Raw genomic sequence first — 21,308 nt, forward strand, 5'->3', positions numbered from 1 at the left:
CTGCGGCACACTCCTGCGATGACCGACGCTGCTTCAGACTTCCGCCTGTACCACTCCAACTCGCTCGATGTGCTGGCCGCCCTGCTGGCCACGACGCTGCGCACGCCGGTGCCGGGCCAATCGATCCTGGTGCCGGAGGTGGTGCTGATCCCGCAGGTCGCGATGCGCCGCTGGCTGCAGTCGACCCTGGCGGCCGAGTATGGCATTGCCGCCAATCTTGAGTTCCTCACCCCCGGTGAGCTGGTCGCCCGTGCCCTCAACGCCAACGTGCCCGGTGAACATGACGATCTCAATGCCGAGGGCCTGCGCTGGCGGTTGTACGCCGCCCTGCGCGACCCGGCCTTGATGGCGCAGCCGCCGATGGCGGCCCTGCAGGCGTATCTTTCCGCGGCCGACCCGCTCAAGCCGTGGGCGCTGGCCGCCGAGCTGGCCTCGGTGTTCGAGAAGTACCAGGCCTGGCGCCGCGATTGGCTGCTGCGCTGGGAGGCCGGCGCGGCACCGAACGACCCGCAGGCGATCCTGTGGCGGCGCATTGCCGGTGGCGAGCAGTACCGTGCGCGCCGCATCGATGCCTATCTGGCCCGCTTCGAGGGCGCCGGGCAGCCGCTGCCGCAGGGCCTGCCGGCGCGTGTGTTCGCCTTCGCCACGCTCAACATCTCCCCGGACGTGCTGCGGGTGATGGCGACCCAGGCGCGGGTCGGCACGATGCACTTCTATCTGCCTACGCCGACCCAGGCCTACTGGGGCGATCTGCAGACCCTGGGCGAGAAGCTGCGCAGCGGCGCGCCCGACCCATTCGGCGAGGCGGCGGGCGAGAACCGCCTGCTGCAGGCCTGGGGCGCGGCCGGTCGCGACTTCATGGCGGTGCTGGGCAGCTACGAGGTCGTGCACCCCTCCGGCGAGATCGCCGCCTACGATGATCCCGAAGACGATGCGCGTCCGGACATGGACGACGGTGGCTTGTCCGACAGCCTGCTGCACCGCCTGCAGCGCGACCTGTTCCACCGTCGCGGGCAGCCGGCCGGAGCGCTGCGCGACGGGCTGCGCCATGACGATCCCAGCCTGCAGGTGCATGCCTGCCACACCCGCCTGCGCGAACTGCAGGTGCTGCACGACCAGCTGCGCGGCCTGCTCCAGGACCCGCGCTTCGATCCGCCACTGCAGGCACGCGACATCGCGGTGCTGGCGCCGGACATCGATCCCTACGTGCCGTACCTGGAAGCGGTGTTCGGCGGACGCAGCGGGGGCGACGAGCACATTCCGTATGCGCTGGCCGACACCAGCCCGCTGGCCGGCGAGCCGCTGGCCGATGTGTTCGTGCATCTGCTCGGGCTCCCGGTGTCGCGCTTCGGCCTGAACGAAGTGCTCGACCTGCTCGCCAGCGCGCCGCTGGCCGAGGCGGCCGGTCTCGATGCCGCAGCGTTCGACCGCCTGCACGATTGGCTGCGGGCCGCCGGCGCGCGCTGGGGGCTGGATGCCACCCATCGCGGGCAGCACCAGGCGCCGGTCGACGATGCTTTTACCTGGCAGTTCGCGCTCGATCGCCTGCTGCTCGGGCATGCCAGCGGCAGCGACGGCGATATCGCCGGGGTCGCGCCGTGGCCGGAGCTGGAAGGCAGTGCGCTGGACGCGCTGGACCGCCTGCTCCGCCTGCTCCGCCTGCTGGCGGGTTACCAGAAAGTACTCGGCGAGGCGATGTCGCCCGGGCAGTGGCGACAGCGCCTGCTGGCCCTGCTCGATGCGCTGCTGCCCGAGCCGCCGCAGGCCGCCAACAGCCAGCGCGCACTGGAGCGCCTGCGCAAACTGATCAACGAATTCGCCCGCGACGCCGACACCGCCGGCTTCGAGGGCGAGGTGCCGCCGGAGGTGCTGCGTGCGCATTTCGCCGGCGTCCTCGCCCAGGCCGATACGCGTGCACCGCTGCTCACCGGCGGCGTCAGCTTTGGCCGGATGGTGCCGATGCGGCTGCTGCCGTTCCGGGTGATCTGCGTGCTCGGCCTGAACGACGGTGATTTCCCGCGCCGCGACCCGGCGGCCGGGCTCAACCAGCTTACCGCCGAGCTGGGCACCGACAAGCGTCGGCACGGCGACCGCTCGCTGCGCGAGGATGACCGCTTCCTGTTCCTGCAGTTGTTCGCCTCGGCGCAGGACGTGTTCTACCTGAGCTATCTGGGTGCCGACCCGCGCGATGGCAGCGTGCGCGAGCCCTCGGTACTGGTCAGCGAGCTGATCGATGCGGCGGCCGACTACCACCTGGATCCGCCCGCGGCCGCCAGGCAGATGACGGTGCGGCATTCGCTGCAGCCGTTCGCGCCAGCCGCGTTCGGTGGCGGAGAAGAACCGCGCCGCTTCAGCTACCGCCAGCAGTGGCACCCGGCCGCCGGCTCGCTCGGCGGTGCACGCCGCGCGCTGGCGCCGTGGTTCGCGCGGCCCCTGCCGCCGATGGAGAGCGGCAGCGGTGCGGCCGACCTGAGCGTGGACGCACTGCGTCGCTTCCTCACCGATCCGGCCAGCCAGTTCCTCTCGCAACGGCTCGGCCTGCGCCTGCCCGACGACGTGGACAACGCCGAAGACGTCGAGCCGCTGGTAATGGCCACACGCGGCAGCGACACCGCGCTGCTCCAGCAGGCGGTGATAGAGGCCACCCTCGACGAGGATGCCGCGCAGCTCTACCCCCGGTTGCGCGCGCGTGCGCTGCTGCCCTCCGGTGCGCTGGGCGAGCGCCAGTTCGCGCTGCTGCAGGCGCAGACCGAGCCGTACGCGCAGGCCCTGGCCCAGTGGCAGGCCGGTACCGCGGCCGACAGTCGCCGCTACGAGGTGGAGATCGATGGCGTGCGCCTGCACGGCCGGGTCGACGGCCTGCATCCGCACGGCCTGGTGCGCCTGCGCCCGGGCCCGCTCAACGGCCGTGCCGCGATCCGCCAGGGCCTGGACTGGCTGCTGGCCAACGCGGCCGGCGATGCACGCTCGCTGGTCCAGTTCCACGAGGCGGGCGATGACGGGCTGGGCCCGCACACGCTGCCGCCGCTGGACACCGAGCGCGCGCGCCAGGTCCTGCGCCGCCTGCTGCAACTGCGCGGTGAAGGCCTGCGCGCGCCGCTGTTATATGGCCCGTCCACCGGCTGGGTGCTGTACACCGCCTCCGAGGCCAAGCGCGAGGCCGAGGGCCGCGCCAAGTGGCATGGCAGCGACCGCAGCTGGGGCGAATCCACCGGCGCCGGCTACCAGCTGGCGCTGCGCGGCCATGATCCCTTCGCCAGCGCGGACAGTTACCGACAACTGCTGCACAACAGCTTCGTGGTGTTCACCGCGGTGCGCGAAGGCCGGGTGTTCCCGGGCTTCGACGAGGAAGGAGCCCTGCGATGATCGACCACGACCTGCTCGACGATCCCTACCTGGCGCTGCCGCTGGACGGCGTGCGCCTGATCGAGGCCAGCGCGGGGACCGGCAAGACCTTTACCCTGGCCACGCTGTTCACCCGGCTGGTGGTGGAGAAAGGCTGGCGCATCGGCCAGATCCTGGCCGTCACCTTCACCGATGCCGCGACGCAGGAACTGCGCAAGCGCATCCGCGAGCGCCTGGCGCTGGCCGCACAGCTGGTGGAGCGCGTGCCGAGCGAACAGGACAGCCCGGAGGTCGCCTTGACCCGGGTGATCCTGCAACGCCAGCTCGCGCTCGGTGAAGAAACCCCGGCTGCGCTGGCGCGCCGGCTGCAGACCGCGGCCGATGAAATCGACCTCGCCTCGATTTTCACCATCCATGGCTTCTGCACCCGCGTGCTGCGTGAGCATGCCCTGGAGAGCGGACATACCTTCGATCCGCCGACCCTGCTGCCCAGCGAGCGGGAGCTGCACGAGGAACTCGCCGCCGACCTCTGGCGCGTGCATGCCAACGACCCGGCCACGGTCGATGCGCTGACCTGGCTGTGGTCGTCTCCCGAGGCGCTGGCCGGCGATCTCTCCACGCTGATCAAGCCCTTGCCGTTGCTGCCGCCGCGCCCCACCCACAGCGTCGACGACCCGGCGCCGCAGCTGCGGCTCGCCGCTGCGGCCCTGGCCGACGCGATCGAGGCGTACGCCGAGGACGCGCAGGCACAGATCGCCACCGCCTTCGATCGCAAGGTCTTCGACGGCCGCCGAGCCAAACGGCCGAGTTTCGACAAGGCCTTCGGCGAGCTGTTTGCCGGCCGCAGCGCGCAGCACTGGCCGCGCGGCGACAAGAGCCACCTGGGCAAGCTGCTGCCGGTGCAGCTGCTGGCCTTCTGCAAGGACGGCATGGAGGGACAGTGCCCGGTCTCGCCGCTGTTCGATGCGCTGCAGTGCTGGTGGCATGCCGCCGACGCGCGTGAGCAGTGGCTGCGTCAGCAGGCCACCGCGTTCCTGCATGACCTGCGCGACGAAGCGCGTGCGCGCCTGGCCGAGCTCAAGCGGATCGGCCGCGTGCAGACCTACGATGACCTGATCGACGGTGTCGCCGATGCACTGGAGGGCCCGCACCGGGCGACCCTGGTGCAGCAGCTGCGTGCGCAGTATGCGATCGCGCTGGTGGACGAGTTCCAGGACACCGACGACCGTCAGTGGGGCATCTTCCAGCGCGTGTTCGGCGATTCGGAGGAGACCCGCGAGGCCGGCTTGGCCCCGGCGCTGTTCCTGATCGGCGATCCCAAGCAGGCGATCTACGGCTTCCGCGGCGGCGACATCCATACCTACCTGAAGGCCAAGCGCCAGGCCGACGCGGCGCCCGCGCTGGACCGCAACTTCCGCTCGCGTCCGGCGGTGCTGCACGCGATCGAAGCGCTGTACGCCAATGCCGGTGAACGTGCCTTCCTCGAGGCCGACATCGCCTTCGAGCCGGTGCATCCCGGCAGCACCCGGGTGGATGCGGATTTCCTGCGCGACGGGATACCCGCGCCCGGCCTGACCGTGCGCGTGCTGCACAACACCGAGGGCGGCGACCTCAAGGCCGATCCTTCCCGGCAGCAGGCCAGCGACGCTTGCGTCGCCGCGATCCACCAGATCCTCAGCGAGGCCCGCGAAGGGCGCGCGCTGCTGCGCGGTGCGCCCGTGCAACCCGGCGACATCGCGGTGCTGGTGCGCTCGCACAAGGAAGCCACGCGCATCCAGCAGGCGCTCGGCGCGGTGGGAATTCCTGCGGTCGCCGCGGGCAAGCAGAGCCTGTATGCCACGCCCGAAGCACACGACCTGCGCCTGTTGTTGCTGGCCCTGCTGCAGCCGGCCGACGAAGGGCGCCTGCGCGCCGCGCTGTCGACCGTGCTGCTCGGCGAAGATGCCGAGGCGATCGACGCGCTGGAACGCGAAGGCGATGCACAGCGCTCGTTCCAGGTGCGGTTGCTGGAATGGCGCGAGCGCTGGCAGCGCGGCGGTCCGTTCGCGGTGATTGCCGATCTCTGCGCCGAACATGCCGAGCGCCTGCTCGGTCTGCTGGATGGCGAGCGCCGCCTGACCAACTACCTGCAGCTGGGCGAACTGCTGCAGCAGGCGGCCGGGCAGACCCTGGGCATGCATGGCCTGCTCGACTGGCTGCAGGTGCAGATGGCGCATGCCGACCAGGACGACGAGCAGCAGCTGCTGCGCCTGGAATCGGATGCGCGCCGCGTGCAGATCATCACCCTGCACAAGAGCAAGGGGCTGGAGTATCCACTGGTGTTCCTGCCGTTCGTCGGCATCGGCGGCGGCGCGCCCAACACCGAGGCCAACTGCACGGTGTACGCCAACGGCCGCCGTGAGCTGCATTGGAAGCTGGACAAGGACGACAGCTGGAGTGCGGCCAGCACGCGCAGCGCGCAGGAACAGGAAGCCGAAGACGCGCGCCTGCTCTACGTCGGGCTGACCCGTGCCGAGCACGCGCTGTGGATCGCCGCCGGCGATCTCGCCGGGCTGGCCAGAACCCGCCTGGCGCCGATGCTGTCGGACCTGGAGGCGCTGCGTGCGCATCCGGACATCGCCGTGATCGAGGGCCCGGTGGAACCCCGCCCGGCGCAGCTCGCGTTCGAGCGCGAGGGCGAACTGCCACCGGTACGCGCGCTGACCCGCCGCGTGCCGCACGACTGGTGGGTGTACAGCTTCACCCAACTGGCGCATGCCGACGCGGGCCATGACACCGATGCGGCCGCGACCGAAGTACCGGCCCCCGCCGCCGACGAACCGGCCGGCGTGGACCTCACGCTGGAGACGGAACAACCGGCCGTGCCCCTGGAAGAGATCGACCCGCGCTTCATGGGCAGCCGCTTCGGCAACGTGCTGCACGATGCGCTGGAAAACACCGACTTCGCGCAGTGGGGCGGCTGGCAGGTTGGGCAGTCGGCACCCGGCGAGGAAGCCGAGATCCTGCGTGCTTCGCTGCGCGCGGAAGGCTATGCCGAGGAAGACCTGGACGATGGCGTGACCCTGTTGACCGCGCTGGTCGGCCAGACCCTGACCGTGCCCCTGCCGGAAGGCGGCGCACTGCACGACCTGCCGGCCGAGGCACGCCGCGCCGAAATCGAGTTCCACTTCGCGATGCAGCCGACCGCGGTGCCGGCATTGTTGACCCTGCTGCACGCGCACGGGCTGGTCCGCGACCGCCATGGCTTCGGCACGCGGCGGCGGCTGGAGGGCCTGATGACCGGCAAGATCGATCTCACCTACGTGCGCGCGGACCGCTGGTACGTGCTCGACTACAAATCCAACCGCCTGCCCGGCTACGACGCGGCGCGGCTGGCCAGTGCGATGCAGCACAGCGAATACGATCTGCAGGCGCTGATCTACACCGTGGCGCTGCATCGCTGGTTGCGCTTCCGGCTGGGCGCGCAGTACGACTACACGCGCGATATGGGCGGCATCCGCTACCTGTTCTGCCGTGGCCTGGATGCCCGCCGCGAAGACAGTCCCGGCCTGTACGCACACCGCTTCGATCCGGCCCTGGTCGATGCACTGGATGCGCTGTTCGCCGGTGGCGAACACGCCCAGGCCCGCATGGCCGCGCGCGCACGGGGGGAGGCATGAGCCTGCTCACCACGCTGTACCGTGGCAACAGCGCCTTGCGTACCATCGACCACGCGCTGGCGCAGAGCCTGCGCCGGTTGCGCCCGGACACGCCCGATGCAGTGCTGCTGGGTGCCGCACTGGCATCGCTGGCGGTCTCGGAAGGGCACGCCGGCCTGGACCCGCACCAACCGCAGCGGCTGATCGACGCCGAGATCGAGTGGCCTGCGCCCGACGTGTGGCTGGCGCAGCTGCGCGCCTCGCCGTGGGTGGATGTGCCGGAGACGGATGACGTGGTCGCCGGGGATGCGCCGCTGGTACTGGAGAACGGGCTGCTCTATCTGCGCCGTTACCGCGAGTACGAGCGCCGCCTCGCCGTTGGCCTGCAGCGCATCGCCACGCATCCGCTGGCCGAGGCCGATCCCGGCACCCTGGCCACGCTGTTCGGCCAGCTGTTCCCGCAGGCGCGCGACGGCATCGATCACCAGGCGCGTGCCGCCGCCGTCGCGCTGCGCCATCCGCTGGTGCTGGTGACCGGTGGCCCCGGTACCGGCAAGACCACCACCATCGCGCGGCTGCTGGTGCTGCTGGCCGCACAGGCGGTGCAGGCCGACCAGGCACTGCCACGGGTCGCGCTGGCCGCGCCCACCGGCCGCGCCGCCGAGCGCATGGCCGAGAGCCTGCGCCTGGCCGTGCAGCGGCTGCGCCTGGTCGGCATCGCGCCGGCCCTGTGCGATGCGATGCCGAGCACGGGCACCACCCTGCATCGCCTGCTCGGGGTCATCCCCGATTCGCCGCGCTTCCGCCATCACGCCGACAACCCGCTGCCGTATGACGTGGTGGTGGTGGACGAGGCCTCGATGATCGACCTGCCGCTGATGACCAAGCTGGTCGAGGCGGTCGCCGACGGCAGCCGGCTGGTGCTGCTCGGCGATCCCGATCAGCTGCCCTCGGTGGAAGCCGGTGATGTGCTCAGTGCGGTCCTGCGCGCCAGTGGCGATGGCCTGGGCACCCAGGCCGATGACGCGCAGGCCCTGCGCGCGCTGCTCGCGCCCGATGCGCTGCAACCGCTGGCACCGCCACGTCGGTTCGGCGGCCGGCGCGTGCAGCTGCAGCGGGGCTACCGGCAGACCGACGCGCTCGATCTGGCGCCGCTGGCGCATGCCGTGCGCGACGGCAACAGTGCCACCGCACTGGCGCTGCTACGCATGGGCAGGCTCGCCGGTGTGCACTTCCACGAAGACCAGAGCGATCCACTGCAGCACCACCGCGAGCAGCTGCTCGGGCATTGGCGTGGCCTCGGTGAAGCGGCCGATCCCGGCGTGGCGCTGGCCAATGCCGGCCGCATCCGCCTGCTCACCGCCGTGCGCGAAGGCCCACAGGGTGCACGCGGACTCAATGCCCGTATCGAAGCGCTGCTGGCCGGTGTGCCGCGCCCGGGCATGGCGCCGGGTTATTTCCACGGCCGGCTGCTGCTGATCACCGAGAACAGCTACCGGCACCGCCTGTTCAACGGCGACATCGGCATCTGCCTGATCGATCGACAGGGCAGCGTGACCGCCTGGTTCCCCGGCGAGACGCCGGACCAACCGCGCGGCTTCCACCCCGGTGCGTTGCCCGCACATGAAAGCGCGTTCGCGATGACCGTGCACAAGGCGCAGGGCTCGGAGTTCGATGAGGTCTGGCTGCAGCTGCCGCGACGCGACAACCGCGTGCTGTCGCGCGAGCTGATCTACACCGGCATGACCCGCGCGCGGCAGTCGTTGCATGTGCTCGGCAATGCGGAGGTACTGGAGGCCGCGTTGGCGCGGCATGCCAGCCGTCTGTCGGGCCTGGCCGCACGCCTGCAGGGCGGCGTGGAGGAAACGCTGGCCGACGCCGTCGTGACGGCGCCGGCCCAGGGGCAGTTGTTCTAGCCCCGTGTCCGGTCTTACTCCGGGATCACCACGGTGCCATCGGGGAACACGATGGCGCCGTCACCGCTGACATCGAAGAAGCCCAGCTGGTGGGTGTTGGCCAGCACCTGCACCAGGCCGTGCGCGTTCTCGGCCACCTCGTCATCGAACGAGGCGTAGACCACGTGCTGGCCGATGCTGTAGTCGGTCACTTCCGGGCGGTCGTCTTCCTCATCGGACAGCGGGCCGTCCATCGGCGGGTAGTGCTCGGCAAGCGCGGCGAAAAACGCCTGCAGCGCCGGTACCGACACCTTCGGGTCGTCGTAGTCGTGCGTCTCGTTCCACTCGGTCTGGGCGTCATACCACTGCAGGAAGGCCTCGGCCTCGCGCGGGGCGACGGCGGGGTCGAACACCATCAGGTCGTAACTCATCGGGAATCACCTTGATCCATGCGCAAATGCATGCGTCAGGATAGCCCTGATCGGCGCGGACCGGCCGGCCCGCGCCCTGGCCGGTTCAGCGCGGCGCGGGCAGGCCGGGTGGGCCTGCGGTGGTCTCGGCCGGCGCTGCGGCCACCGGTGCCTCGGGGAACAGCGCATAGCGCAGTCCGATCAGGCCCATCAGGGCCTCATCGCGGGCCTTGCCGGCCTCCACGGTCTGCACGCGCTTGAGCGAGGCCTCCAGCCGGGCCTGCAGCCCCGTGGGGGCGGGCAGGGGACGCCGACGCGCCGCCTGCGCGCGGTAATGGGCCGCCACCTCGTCCAGGATCGCGTCGATCGCGGCCACGCTGGCCGCCGGCAGTCCGTGCCGCGAGCGGCGCAGTTGCAGGATGTTCAGCCCGATCCGCGCTTCGGTGAGCATGTCCACCGAGGCGATGTCGCTGCCTTCCGGCGTGGCCGCCAGGCGCGGTGCGAGCAGGCCGAGCAGATCGAGCATGCGCGCGGCGAACTGCTGGCGGTCCTGCTGGCCGCGGCCCTCGGCCGCATCGGCCAGCGTGTTCCAGCCCTGGCGCACCAGCCGGCGCGCGGTCCACTCGGCACCCACCGAGCGGAACAGCCGCGTCATCACCACCGCAAAGCCGATCCCGATGAACATCGCCACGGCCGAGTTGATGAAGCTCTGGATGTTGGCGCTGTAGGTGTTCTGCACGTTCAGCAGCGCCACCAGGTTGACCGTCAGCGGCAGGCCGATCAGCGCGGTCTTGGGCCGGTGCAGCAGCAGGCCCAGCGGCAGGAAGATCACCGCCAGGACCAGCACCAGGCTGCCGAAGTCGTGCACCGCCGGGAAGATCCCGAACAGGTACACGCCGGCCACCAGGCTGGCCACGATGGCCCACAGCAGGAAGGACAGCATGCTCGGCGCGGGATCGTCCTGCGCGGCGAAGAACGCGGCGGCCACCGCGGCCATCATCGCGCCGTTGCCACCGCCTTCCCAGCCGAGCCCGATCCACAGCACGCAGTAGGTCATCAGGGCGACGCCGGCACTGGCCGCGGAGAACAGCGCCATGCCGTAGTCCACGTGGCGTACGTGGTCCACGCGCTGGGTGCGCACGCGGTAGTGCGCGGTATCGCTCGGCGCGGTGCCTTCGTCGATGGCCGCGTGCAGGGTGGTGCAGTCCTGCCAGAGGTCGACCAGTTCTTCCAGGCGCAGCAGCAGGGTGACCAGCAGCAGGTGATCCAGCTCGCCGTCCACTGCCGGCTTGAGTGCGACGATGCGCGCGCGCAGCGTGGCGTAGGCGCTGGCACTTGATCGGCCCGGCTGCTCCAGCCAGTGCGCCAGATCGGCGATCAACGGCTCCAGTCCGGGCGGCAGCGCGCGGCCCCCCGCACGCAGTGCCCCCAGCCGGTCGGCGATCGAGGAGAGCACCGGCAGCATCAGCAGCATGCGCTCGCGCAGTCGCTCCATCGAAACCGCCGCGCCGGCATGGCGCGGGTCGTCACGGCGCATGAATTCGATCAGCGCTTCGAACTGCACCAGGTCGGCGGCCAGGCGGTTGCGCGGGCCGTGCGCATGGCCGCGCGTCAGGATCTGCCGGCACCAGTCGGCGGCATCGCCCATCCAGCTGCCGATCCGCGAGCGCAGCATCGGCCGCACCGAGGCGGGGAAGAACAGCGAGGCGAACAGCACGGCCACCACGGTGCCGAGGATGATCTCCTCGCTGCGTGCCACGACGGTGTCGAAGATGGTGTCCGGCGAGGTCACCGCCGGGAAACCGATGAAGGCGGTGGTGTAACCGGCCAGCAGGAAGGCATAGCCGCGCGGGCCGCGGTTGAGCAGGGCGATGAACAGGCACGCGGACAGCCACAGCGACATCGCCGCGCTGAGCAGCAGTGGCGTTTCCACCAGGTGCGGCAGCATCCACAGCGTGGCCGCGCCGGCGATCAGCGTGCCCAGGATGCGGTAGGCCCCCTTGGCGCGGGTCGGGCCGAGCATCGGCTGGGTCACGATGTAGACCGTGGCCATCGCCCAGTACGGGCGCGAGAGGTTGCCGGCCAGCCCGATGTACAGCGCCGCGATCGCGGCCAGGAAGGTCTTGACCGAGAACAACCAGGCCTGTCTGTCCAGCAGCAGCATGGCTTACCTCGCGGCCGTGCCGGTGGCGACGGCGTCGGCATTCCAGCCGCCGCCGAGCACCAGGAACAGCTGGATCTGGTCGCGCGAGACCTGCGCCTGCGCCTCGGCGAGGGTCGCATCGGCGCTGGCCAGGCTGCGGTCGGCGTCCAGGCTGGCCAGGTAGGGCGTGCGTCCGCCCTGGTACAGACGGCGGTTCTGGCTGGCGGCCAGGTCGGCCTGCTGCTGCGCCTGCTGCAGGAACTGCAGGCGCTGCAGATCCTGGGCATAGCGGCTCAGCGCGGTCTGGGTTTCGCGCAGCGCCTGCAGCACGCTGTGGTCGAACTCGGCCAGCGCGGCGTCGGCACCGGCTTCGGTGGCGTGGATGCGTGCGTGCGTGCCGGAGGAGGGCAGCGTCCAGGAAATCAGCGGACCGATCGACCATTGCTGGGTCAGCGGCGTGCCGAAGTCTTCCAGCAGGCCGGCCGCACCGACCGAGGCGCCCAGGCGGATGTCCGGGTAAAGCTCGGCGGTGGCCACGCCGATCCGCGCGGTGGCGGCGGCCAGCTTGCGCTCGGCCTGGCGGATGTCCGGGCGGCGTTGCAGCAGCGCGCGGCCATCGCCGATCGGCAGGGCCTGGGCCAGGGTCGGGGCCTGGCTGCAGTCGCTCACGCCCTCGGGCAGCTGGCCCGGCGTGCGGCCAAGCAGGGCGGCCAGCTGGTATTCGGAGGCCTGGCGGTGTGCACGCAGCGGCGGCAGCGCGGCCTGCAGCATCGCGACCTGGGCATTGGCGCGGGCCAGCTCCGGCGGCGTACCGCGACCGGCCGTGATCAAGCGCTGGGTGACCTCGCGGCTGCGCTGCTGCAACTGCAGCGAGTGCTCGGCCACGTGCAGCTCATGGTTGGCGTGGCAGATGTCGACGTAGCTGCCGGCCACCTGCGCGACCAGCGACACGCGCGCCAGGTCCATCGCGGCGGCGGTGGCCTGCTCGTCGGCATGCGCGGCCTCGGAGGCGCGCTTGAGCTTGCCGAACAGATCGAACTGGTAGGACACCGCGAACTTGCCGTCGGCCAGGTTGATCGGCGGCAGTTCGTGTTCGAGCAGGAATGATTCGGCCGAGAGCTGCGCGCGGCTGACCCCGGCCTCGGCCTCGTACTCAACGCCACCTGCATCCAGCGCCTGCTCGTAGACGGCGGCGGCGCGGCGCAGGTTGGCATCGGCGACCTTCAGTTCGACGTTGTCGCGCAGCGCCTGCTGCACCAGCGCGTTGAGGGTGTCGTCTTGGTACAGCTCCCACCAGCGCGCGGGCAGCGCGGCGCCAGCGGCAACCTGCGGGTTGCCGGTCTCGAGGAAGGCGGCATTCGCCTCCGGCCGCTGGAAGGCGGACCCGGCCGGCACCGCGTAGTCCGGACCGACGGTGCGGCATGCGGCCAGCGTGGTCAGCGCCAGCCCCAGCGCGATGCGGTGCAGCGCCGGGCGGTTCACAGCGCCGTCCGTGCCGGTTGCACCGGCGTGGCCGGGGCGGTGTCCGGCTGGATGGTGACCGTGGCGGTACGCCCGGCGATCAGGTTCACGCCGGCCGGCACGCGGTCGATATGGATGCGCACCGGGATGCGCTGGGCCAGCCGCACCCAGTCGAAGGCAGGGGTCACGTTCGGCAGCAGGCTGCTGCCTTCGCTGCGGTAACGGTCTTCGATGCCGGCGGCGATGCTCTGCACGTGGCCCTGCAGCGGCTGCGCTTCGCCCATCAGGCGGATGTCGACCTTCTGGCCGGCATGCACGCCCTGCAGGCGGGTTTCTTCGAAGTAGCCGTCCACGCGGAACGAGCCGGTATCGAGCACGGCCATCACCGGGCGCCCGGCGGTCACGTAGTCGCCCGCGCGCACGGTGCGGTCGTTGACGTGGCCATCGCTGGGGCTGCGCACTTCGGTACGCGCCAGGTTGAGCTTGGCCAGATCGACGGCGGCCTGCGCGGTGGCCATCGAGGCCTGCGCGGCGAGCAGCTTGGCGCGGCGCACTTCGGCATCCTCGGCGGCGACCAGATCCTGCAGGCTGCGGTCGCGCGCGATCTCGCGGCGCAGCTGGTCCAGCGTGGCACGGCGTTCGCCGAGCGCGGCCTGGGCCTGTTCCAGCGCGATCTCATAGCGCGCGCGGTCGACCACGAACAGCACGTCACCGCGCTTGACCGGCTGGTTGTCGGCGACCTTCACCGCCTCCACCAGCCCGGACACGTCCGGCGCGACCTGCACCACGTCGGCGCTGACGTGCGCATCGCGCGTCCACGGCTCGTCCATGTAGTACGCCCACAGGTGGCGCAGCACCAGCACGGCGGCCACCACGGCCACGACGGTCAACACGACCGGGAATGTCTGCTTGAGGATCTTGTTCACGATTGCATCCAACGCATCAGGGAAAACAACCCGCCGAGCACGATCACGTACACGGCCAGGTTGAACAGGGCGGGGTGCCAGATGTGGCGGTAGGCGCCGGTGCGCTGCAGGACCACGCGCAACCCGCTCTTGAGCAGGTAGGCAAGCAGCATCAGCCCGAGCAGGGTCGGGACGAACACACCATAGAGACTGAATTCACCGTACATCGAGGCAAAGGATTCACAGGAGAAAGGTAGGCGACGACCGTTGGTCGTCGTACGTCATGCCGTCGCAGTACGACACCGGGCGGTACAACGGGGGAACAGGCTTACGTCACGCGGTCGGCCGCATCGGCCAGCAGCTGCCACAGCTTCAGGACGGTGCGCAGTTCATCCATGGTCAGCTCGCCGAACACGTCCTGGCGCAGGCCGATCAACTGGGTTTCCAGCTCGCTGACCAGGGCCTCGCCCTTGTCGGTCAGCCACAGCAGATTCGCGCGGCGGTCGCTGGCGTCGCATTCGCGGCGGACCAGGTCGCTGGCGGCCAGCTTGTCCAGCAGGCGTACCAGCGAGGGGCCTTCCATGCCCAGCTGGTGGGCCAATGCCACCTGGCGGATACCCCCGCCGGCGCGCCCGATCATCAGCAGCGGCATGGTGCAGGCGGCCGAGATGCCGTAGCTGCCCAGGGCCTGGTCGGCCAGGCGCTGCCACTGCCGCCCTGCATAGAGCAGGCCGGAACTGAGCTGCATCTGCAGCTGGGTACGTTCGTCGAGGGATCGGTTCATCAGAATAGATAGGATACTACTAATTCGCGTCCTATCAATACCCGTGGCACAACCGCCGCCCAATGAGCGCCTGCCCGGGCGAGGCCGGGGCGCCGCCGCGCAGGACGCCCGAGGGGTCTGTCGGGTACGATGCTCGCCCCCCTTCGGGTGCTGTATGTAATGAGCAAGCAAGACAACGACGCCAACCCCGTCACCCAGGCCGAGGCCGAATCGGCGGTGCGCACCCTGCTGCGCTGGGCCGGTGAAGATCCGACCCGTGAAGGCCTGCTGGATACCCCGCGCCGCGTTGCCGAAGCCTATGGCGACTGGTTCAGCGGCTACCGCGACGACCCGCGCGCCTACATGGAGCGGACCTTCGAGGAAGTGGCCGGCTACGACGAACTGATCGTGCTGCGCGACATCGAGTACGAAAGCCACTGCGAACACCACATGGCGCCGATCATCGGCCGCGTGCACGTCGGCTACCTGCCGGCCGGCAAGGTGGTGGGCATCAGCAAGCTGGCCCGCGTGGTCGAGGCGTATGCACGCCGCTTCCAGGTCCAGGAAAAGATGACCGCGCAGATCGCCCAGTGCATCCAGGACGTGCTGCAGCCGGTCGGCGTGGGCGTGGTGGTGGAAGGTGCGCACGAGTGCATGACCACCCGCGGCATCCACAAGCGCGGCGTCAGCATGGTCACCTCGAAGATGCTGGGCAGCTTCCGCGAGGACGCGCGCACCCGCGCCGAGTTCCTGCGTTTCATCGAAGTGGGCGGCAAGCGCTGATTCCCCGCGCTGTCGCGCGCGACCGGCAGGCGCTGGGCTTCGGCCCGGCCCTGCGGGTGCGTGCGCGTCCCGTTTCCCTCCCGGCCGCCGCGATCCGCGCGGCCCGTCTTCCTGTCCCCGGTCTCGAATGAAACATCGCGAGCGCATTACCCGTTACCGCCACCTGCGCGAACAGTCGCAGTGGAAGCTGCTGGCGGCCGATCACGCGCCGGAGATCATCGGCCTGCTGCAGAGCCTGCTGATGCAGGACGAACGCACCCTGTCCACCGCGGTGCTGCACGAACGCCTGCAGCGCGCGCTGGATGACCTCAGGGCCGATGAGCTGTCGCGCGACCTGCCGCGCACCGCACAGGCCTACATCGCGCACTGGCTGGCCCAGGGCTGGCTGGAACGTCGCCTGCCGGAAGGCGCCGACCAGGAACAGTACGAACTGTCCACCCAGGCCGCGCAGGCGATCCGCTTCGCCGACAGCCTGGAGCAGGCGCGCGCCGCCGCAACCGAGAGCCGGCTGGCGCTGGTGATCGAGCAGCTCTCGCAGCTGGCCGCGCTGACCGAATCCAACCCGGATGCGCGCCTGTCCGCGCTGCGCGACGAGCGCGACCGCATCGATGCCGAGATCGCCCGTGTCAGCGGCGGCAAGGTCTCCTCGCTGGATGGCAAGCGCGCGCTGGAGCGGACCCGCCAGATCATCGGCCTGGCCGACGAGCTGACCGAAGACTTCCGCCGCGTGCGCGACGACTTCGAACGCCTCAACCGTGAATTCCGCGAACGCATCATCGATGACGAGGGCGAGCGCGGCGACGTGCTGTCCAAGCTGTTCGAAGGCGTGGACGTGATCGGCGACAGTGACGCCGGGCGCAGCTTCGAGGCGTTCTGGCGCCTGCTCAACGATGCTGAACAGAGTGCCCAGCTCGATGCCGCGCTGGAGACCGTGCTCGCGCGTGGTTTCGCGCGCAAGCTGGACCGTAACGAGCGCACCTTCCTGCGCGGCTTCACCACCACCATGCTCGAGCGCGGTGGCCAGGTCCACGACGTGCTGCAGCACTTCGCGCGCAGCCTGCGCGGCTTCGTGCAGAGCCGTGGCTACCTGGAACAGCGCCGCCTCAACCAGCTGCTCAAGCAGGCACAGGGCGAGGCTCTGGGCCTGCGCGATCACATCCCGGCGCAGCGCTCCATCGGCCGCGACCTGCAGCTGACCACCAGCCGGCTGCGCTCGCTCTCGCAATGGAAGCTGCACGATCCGCGCCAGGCGCAGGTCGATGGCAGCGTGCAGCGCAACGACACCGCCGCGATCTCGCTGGAGAGCGTCGGCGACCTGGTGGCGGCCTCGGAAATCGACTTCCGCACCCTGCGCCGCGACCTGCATGACCTGCTCGGCGCGCAGCCGCGGCTGTCGATCGCCCAGGTGCTTGAACACCGCGAGGCCCCGCAGGGCCTCGGCAGCATCATCGGTTACCTCTCTCTTGGCACCCGCCATGGCGAGGTCGCCGCCGACCAACAGGAGATCGCGCAATGGCGCGGCGGCGATGGCCACTGGCGTCGCGCCCGCATTCCGCTGATCTGGTTCACCCAGGAGAAACGCCATGAGCTGGCATGACCAATCCAACGACGCCCCGATCGACGGCGGCGCAGACGAGCACGACGACGAACCGGTCGTGGTGACGCCCGTCCTGCGGCGTAACAATGACGTGTTCTACATGGGCGACACCGGCCGGCTGCCGCTGGATGGCCGCCGCGCGCTGTGCCAGCTGCTGATCGGCCCGAGCATCGACCAGCTGCGCCACGCCAAGCTGTGGCCGGCGCTGATCCGCAGCGAAGCGGCGATCCGCTCGGCGCTCTCGGACCTGTTCCTGGAACTGGTGCTGGACCGCGAGAGCGGCGTGGCCTTCACCCGCCAGGCCGATACCGAAGATATCGATGCGCCGGTGCTGCTGCGTACCTCGCCGCTGACCTTCATCGACTCGGTGCTGCTGCTGCACCTGCGCCAGCAGTTGGCCGAAGCCGATGCGCGCGGCGTGCGCGCGGTGGTCGAGGACGGTGAACTGGCCGAAGCACTGGCCGTGTACGAGCGCCACCTGTCCACCGACCGCGCCGGCTTCAACCGCCGCGTCGCCAGTGCCGTGCAGAAGATGAAGGACAACCACATCCTCACCCGCCTCGGCGGTGACGATGCGCGTCATGAAGTCTCGCCGGCACTGAAACTGATGTTCTCCGCCGAAGATGTCGCCGCCCTGGCGCAGGTGTACCGCCGCCTGCGCGAAGCGCCGGCCGACCTCGACGCCTGAGCGCGCGCCCGCGCGCCGCTGCCCTGCCTGGATTGCTAGCCCTGCCATGACCGTCCACATTCCCGCACCCGCTTTGTTCCCCGGCGACCAGCCCGACCCGCGCGCGCAGCAGTTCCGCATGCGCCGCCTGCAGGTCCACAACTGGGGCACGTTCTCCGGCCTGACCGAAGTGCCGATCGCCGAACGCGGCTTCCTGTTCGTCGGCCGCTCCGGCTCGGGCAAGTCGACCCTGCTCGATGCGATGTCCGCGCTGCTGGTACCGCCGGCCCTGGTCGACTTCAACGCCGCCGCGCGCGAAGCCGAACGCAGTGGCCGCGACCGCAACCTGGTCTCCTACGTGCGTGGCGCCTGGGCCGACCAGCAGGACAGCGGCACCGGCGAGATCGCCACCCAGTACCTGCGCAAGGGCGCCACCTGGACCGCGCTGGTGCTGGAATACCGCAGCAACGACGGCCGCATCGTCAGCCTGGTGCGCCTGTTCTGGATCGCCGGCAACGGTGCCGCCGCGGCCGATGTGCGCAAGCACTACATGGTGGCCGAGCGCAGCTTCGACATCGCGCGCGACCTGGGTGGTTTCGACCTGGACCTGCGCAAGCTCAAGCAGCGCCTGGGCGATGTGCATCACTTCGACAGCTTCGCCAGCTATGCCGAACGTTTCCGCCACGTGCTCGGGATCGAGAACGAGATGGCGCTGCGCCTGCTGCACAAGACGCAGTCTGCGAAGAACCTCGGCGATCTGAACGTGTTCCTGCGCGACTTCATGCTCGATGCACCGCGCACCTTCGATGCGGCCGAGCGGCTGGTCGATGATTTCGCCGAACTCGATGGCGCCCACCAGGCCGTGGTCACCGCGCGTCGCCAGGTCGAGACCCTGTTGCCGGCGCGTGGGCATTACGCCGATCTGCAGGCACTGCGCCGCCAGCGCGAAGACCTGGACGAGATGAAGCTGGGCATCGACGGCGTGCGCGAGCAGCGTCGCCTGGCTCTGCTCGAGGCACGCCTGCTGGAACTGGATACCCGCGACCGCGGTCTGTCCGGGGAAGAAGGCCAGCGCCGCAGTGCGCTGGAGAACCATGAAAGCCACCTCGCCGAACTGGAGGCGCAGCGCCGCCAGCAGGGCGGCGAACGCATCGAAGAGCTGGAGCGCGAGCAGGGCCGTGTCGCCCAGGAACGCGACCGCCGCCTGGCCAAGCGCAGCCAGGCCAACCATGCCAGCCGTGAACTGGGTGAAACCCTGGCCGAGACCGCGCATGGCTTTGCCGAACAGCTCGCCCGCGCGCAGGCCCGGCTGGACGACGGCCAGCGCGCCGCGGCCGAACTGGACGAGGCCATCGCCGAACGCATGGGGGGCAAGCGCGACGACGAGCGCCGCTTCGCCGAGGTGCGCTCGGAACTGGACGCGCTCAAGCGCACCCCGTCCAGCATTCCCGCACCCATGCAGCAGCTGCGCGCGCGGCTGAGCAGCGACACCGGCATTCCCGAGGCGGCGCTGCCGTTCGTGGGCGAACTGCTGCAGGTCCGCGACGAAGACGCCGCATGGCAGGGCGCCATCGAGCGCGTGCTGCATGGCTTCGCGCAGTCGCTGCTGGTCGATGAGCGCCACCACGCCCAGGTCTCGGAGTGGATCAACCAGACCCACCTCGGTACCCGCCTGGTGTATTACCGGGTGCGCCGCAACGACGATGCGCTGCACGGCCGTGAGCCGGGCGCGCGTTCGCTGCTGCACAAGCTGGAACTGCGCGAGCACGGCTATGCCGGCTGGCTGCGCCGCGAGCTGGGCAAGCGCTTCGACTACGAATGCGTGGATGCGCGGCATCTGCGCGACACGGACCGCGGCATCACCAAGGAAGGCCAGGTCAAGCATCCGGGCGAACGCTTCGAGAAGGACGATCGCCACAACATCAGCGATCGCCGTCGTTGGCTGCTCGGCTTCAACAACCGCGACAAGCTGGATCTGTACGAGCGCGAAGCGATCGAACTGGCCCAGCGCATCGCCGCCTGCGACAGCGACGTGGCCGGCCTGCGCGCGCAGCGCGAACAGGATGGCAAGGCCCGCCTGGCCTGCCATCAGCTGTGCACGCTGGGCTGGGACGAGATCGATGTGGCCGCACCGCTGCAGCGTCTGGACGACATCGCCCAGGCCCTGCACGATCTGCGCGAAGGCAATGCCGATCTGCGCAGGCTGGGCGAACAGATCGAGAAGACCCGGGCCGATGTGGCCCAGGCCAAGCGCACCTATGAAGACGTGCGCGTGGAGCGCGGCCAGCTCGGCCGTGAGCACGAACGCCTGGAACGCCTGCACGAGCAGTGCGCGCCGTTGGCCAAGCGCGTGGTCACGCCGCTGCAGCAACAGGGCCTGGACGAACGCCTGAAAGCGCTCGGCGTGCTCAGCCTGGAGAACCTGGAAGCCCACTTCCGGCAGATCAGCAACACGCTCAACGAACAGCTCGGCGGTTCCCAGGCCGAACACAACCGCCTGGAGAACCTGCTGCTCGGCTGCTTCCGCCGTTACTGCCAGGCCTGGCCGGAAGACAGTGGCGATTTCACCGTCAGCCTGTCCAGCGCCGAGGATTTCCTCGCCCGCCTGCAGCGGCTGGAGAACGATGGCCTGCCGCAGCACGAAGCGCGTTTCTTCGATCTGCTGCAGAGCCAGAGCAAGAACAACCTGCTGGCCCTGCAGCGGCACACGGCCGAGGCGCGCAAGTCGATCGCCCAGCGCCTGGACGAGGTCAATGCCTCGCTGGAGCAGGTGCCGTTCAACCGCGGCACCCTGCTGACCATCGAACTCACCGACCGCCGCCTGCCCGAGGTACTGGATTTCCACCAGCGCCTGCGCGACGTGCTGTCCCAGCAGCAGACCGAGCAGCGCGAACTGGCCGAAGCGCAGTTCGCGGTGCTGCGCGAGCTGGTCGCCAAGCTCGGCTCGCAGGAAGGCGAGGACAAGCGCTGGCGCGAGCTGGTGCTGGACGTGCGCCTGCACGTGGAGTTCGTCGGCGTCGAACTCGATGCCGCCACCCGCCAGCAGGTCGAGATCTACCGCAGCGGTGCGGGCAAGTCCGGCGGCCAGCGCCAGAAGCTGGCCACCACCTGCCTGGCCGCCGCGCTGCGCTACCAGCTCGGCGGTGCCGACGGCCAGCTGCCCAGCTACGCGGCGGTGGTGCTCGATGAAGCCTTCGACAAGGCCGACAACGAGTTCACCGCGCTGGCGATGAACATCTTCGACAACTTCGGGTTCCAGATGGTCGTGGCCACCCCGCTGAAGTCGGTGATGACGCTGGAGCCCTTCATCGGGGGTGCCTGCTTCGTGGAAATCAGTGGTCGCCACGACTCCGGCGTGCTGCTGATCGAGTACGACGACGAGGGTCGGCGCCTGAAGCTGCCGGAGCGGGCCCGCGCGGGTGAGACGGCCGCGGCATCGGCATCGGCACCCGCGGTGATCGCGGTGTCTGACGTGGTCGATGTGCCGAAGGAGGTTGCCGACGAGGGGATCGCCGGATCGCCCGCCGGGCAGGCCGACGCCGAGGTGGACGCCGTGGACGCACCGGCACCGGTATCGCGCCCGAAGGTGGCCGCAGCCAAGGCCGCAGCCAAGGCGCCGGCAAAGAAGGCCGCCACGAAGACGGCCACCAGGGCCGGCCCGAAGGCCGCCGCGAAGAAGCCGGCCAAGCCCAAGCGCTGAG

Annotated in this window: 13 protein-coding genes; 7 read left to right on the forward strand and 6 right to left on the reverse strand. The window is 70.1% G+C overall.

Annotated elements, in window-relative coordinates; genetic code table 11:
* Positions 1-18 precede the first annotated feature (18 nt).
* The 3 genes from recC to recD are packed head-to-tail and all read left to right on the forward strand — an operon-like array spanning position 19 to position 8,899.
* Positions 19-3,366 carry an exodeoxyribonuclease V subunit gamma gene (gene recC / locus HH110_RS18760; protein ID WP_176991022.1) on the forward strand — a complete coding sequence of 1,116 codons (3,348 nt, stop codon included), beginning with the start codon at positions 19-21 and terminating at the stop codon, positions 3,364-3,366.
* Entirely contained in the window at positions 3,363-7,004 is a 3,642-nt protein-coding gene (gene recB, locus HH110_RS18765) for an exodeoxyribonuclease V subunit beta (RefSeq protein WP_176991023.1), read from the forward strand. The genes recC and recB overlap by 4 nt, the downstream gene beginning before the upstream one ends.
* A complete protein-coding gene (gene recD / locus HH110_RS18770) occupies positions 7,001-8,899 on the forward strand; it encodes an exodeoxyribonuclease V subunit alpha (RefSeq protein WP_176991024.1) in 1,899 nt (632 codons plus the stop codon). Before recB ends, recD begins: the two co-directional genes overlap by 4 nt.
* Before the next feature lie 14 nt (positions 8,900-8,913).
* On the opposite strand, the gene HH110_RS18775 is transcribed toward recD, so the two are convergent.
* The 6 genes from HH110_RS18775 to HH110_RS18800 all read right to left on the reverse strand — a co-directional run bounded on the left by HH110_RS18775 (position 8,914) and on the right by HH110_RS18800 (position 14,581).
* Complete coding sequence (locus HH110_RS18775) at positions 8,914-9,309, reverse strand: hypothetical protein (protein WP_088435243.1); 396 nt, start codon at positions 9,307-9,309, stop codon at positions 8,914-8,916.
* 85 nt (positions 9,310-9,394) lie between these two features.
* Entirely contained in the window at positions 9,395-11,452 is a 2,058-nt protein-coding gene (locus HH110_RS18780) for an FUSC family protein (RefSeq protein WP_176991025.1), read from the reverse strand.
* A gap of 3 nt (positions 11,453-11,455) precedes the next feature.
* Positions 11,456-12,913 carry an efflux transporter outer membrane subunit gene (locus HH110_RS18785; RefSeq protein WP_176991026.1) on the reverse strand — a complete coding sequence of 486 codons (1,458 nt, stop codon included), beginning with the start codon at positions 12,911-12,913 and terminating at the stop codon, positions 11,456-11,458.
* Positions 12,910-13,818 (reverse strand): efflux RND transporter periplasmic adaptor subunit, encoded by a 909-nt coding sequence (locus tag HH110_RS18790; RefSeq protein ID WP_176991027.1) that lies wholly within the window; start codon positions 13,816-13,818, stop codon positions 12,910-12,912. Before HH110_RS18790 ends, HH110_RS18785 begins: the two co-directional genes overlap by 4 nt.
* Positions 13,815-14,024 carry a DUF1656 domain-containing protein gene (locus HH110_RS18795; protein ID WP_019183984.1) on the reverse strand — a complete coding sequence of 70 codons (210 nt, stop codon included), beginning with the start codon at positions 14,022-14,024 and terminating at the stop codon, positions 13,815-13,817. Before HH110_RS18795 ends, HH110_RS18790 begins: the two co-directional genes overlap by 4 nt.
* A gap of 101 nt (positions 14,025-14,125) precedes the next feature.
* Positions 14,126-14,581 (reverse strand): MarR family winged helix-turn-helix transcriptional regulator, encoded by a 456-nt coding sequence (locus tag HH110_RS18800; protein ID WP_176991028.1) that lies wholly within the window; start codon positions 14,579-14,581, stop codon positions 14,126-14,128.
* Positions 14,582-14,740: 159 nt separating this feature from the next.
* On the opposite strand from HH110_RS18800, the gene folE reads away from it, so the two are divergent.
* From folE to HH110_RS18820, 4 genes are all read left to right on the forward strand, one after another.
* Positions 14,741-15,343 (forward strand): GTP cyclohydrolase I FolE, encoded by a 603-nt coding sequence (gene folE, locus HH110_RS18805; RefSeq protein ID WP_019183982.1) that lies wholly within the window; start codon positions 14,741-14,743, stop codon positions 15,341-15,343.
* Between the two features lie 127 nt (positions 15,344-15,470).
* Positions 15,471-16,940, forward strand: a complete 1,470-nt coding sequence (locus tag HH110_RS18810; RefSeq protein ID WP_176991029.1) for a DUF3375 domain-containing protein — start codon at positions 15,471-15,473, stop codon at positions 16,938-16,940.
* Positions 16,927-17,628, forward strand: a complete 702-nt coding sequence (locus tag HH110_RS18815; protein WP_176991030.1) for a DUF4194 domain-containing protein — start codon at positions 16,927-16,929, stop codon at positions 17,626-17,628. Before HH110_RS18810 ends, HH110_RS18815 begins: the two co-directional genes overlap by 14 nt.
* 46 nt (positions 17,629-17,674) lie before the next feature.
* Complete coding sequence (locus tag HH110_RS18820) at positions 17,675-21,307, forward strand: ATP-binding protein (protein ID WP_176991031.1); 3,633 nt, start codon at positions 17,675-17,677, stop codon at positions 21,305-21,307.
* Position 21,308 lies beyond the last annotated feature (1 nt).

The sequence above is a fragment of the Stenotrophomonas sp. SAM-B genome (genome assembly GCF_013387485.1).
Taxonomy (GTDB): domain Bacteria; phylum Pseudomonadota; class Gammaproteobacteria; order Xanthomonadales; family Xanthomonadaceae; genus Stenotrophomonas; species Stenotrophomonas maltophilia_AA.

Excerpts from the sequence above, each read along its gene's own strand:
- folE (WP_019183982.1), top strand. The coding sequence starts at position 14,741 with ATGAGCAAGCAAGACAACGACGCCAACCCCGTCACCCAGGCCGAGGCC.
- HH110_RS18795 (WP_019183984.1), bottom strand. The coding sequence starts at position 14,024 with ATGTACGGTGAATTCAGTCTCTATGGTGTGTTCGTCCCGACCCTGCTC.
- HH110_RS18815 (WP_176991030.1), top strand. The coding sequence starts at position 16,927 with ATGAGCTGGCATGACCAATCCAACGACGCCCCGATCGACGGCGGCGCA.
- HH110_RS18780 (WP_176991025.1), bottom strand. The coding sequence starts at position 11,452 with ATGCTGCTGCTGGACAGACAGGCCTGGTTGTTCTCGGTCAAGACCTTC.
- HH110_RS18810 (WP_176991029.1), top strand. The coding sequence starts at position 15,471 with ATGAAACATCGCGAGCGCATTACCCGTTACCGCCACCTGCGCGAACAG.
- HH110_RS18775 (WP_088435243.1), bottom strand. The coding sequence starts at position 9,309 with ATGAGTTACGACCTGATGGTGTTCGACCCCGCCGTCGCCCCGCGCGAG.
- HH110_RS18820 (WP_176991031.1), top strand. The coding sequence starts at position 17,675 with ATGACCGTCCACATTCCCGCACCCGCTTTGTTCCCCGGCGACCAGCCC.
- recC (WP_176991022.1), top strand. The coding sequence starts at position 19 with ATGACCGACGCTGCTTCAGACTTCCGCCTGTACCACTCCAACTCGCTC.
- recD (WP_176991024.1), top strand. The coding sequence starts at position 7,001 with ATGAGCCTGCTCACCACGCTGTACCGTGGCAACAGCGCCTTGCGTACC.
- recB (WP_176991023.1), top strand. The coding sequence starts at position 3,363 with ATGATCGACCACGACCTGCTCGACGATCCCTACCTGGCGCTGCCGCTG.
- HH110_RS18800 (WP_176991028.1), bottom strand. The coding sequence starts at position 14,581 with ATGAACCGATCCCTCGACGAACGTACCCAGCTGCAGATGCAGCTCAGT.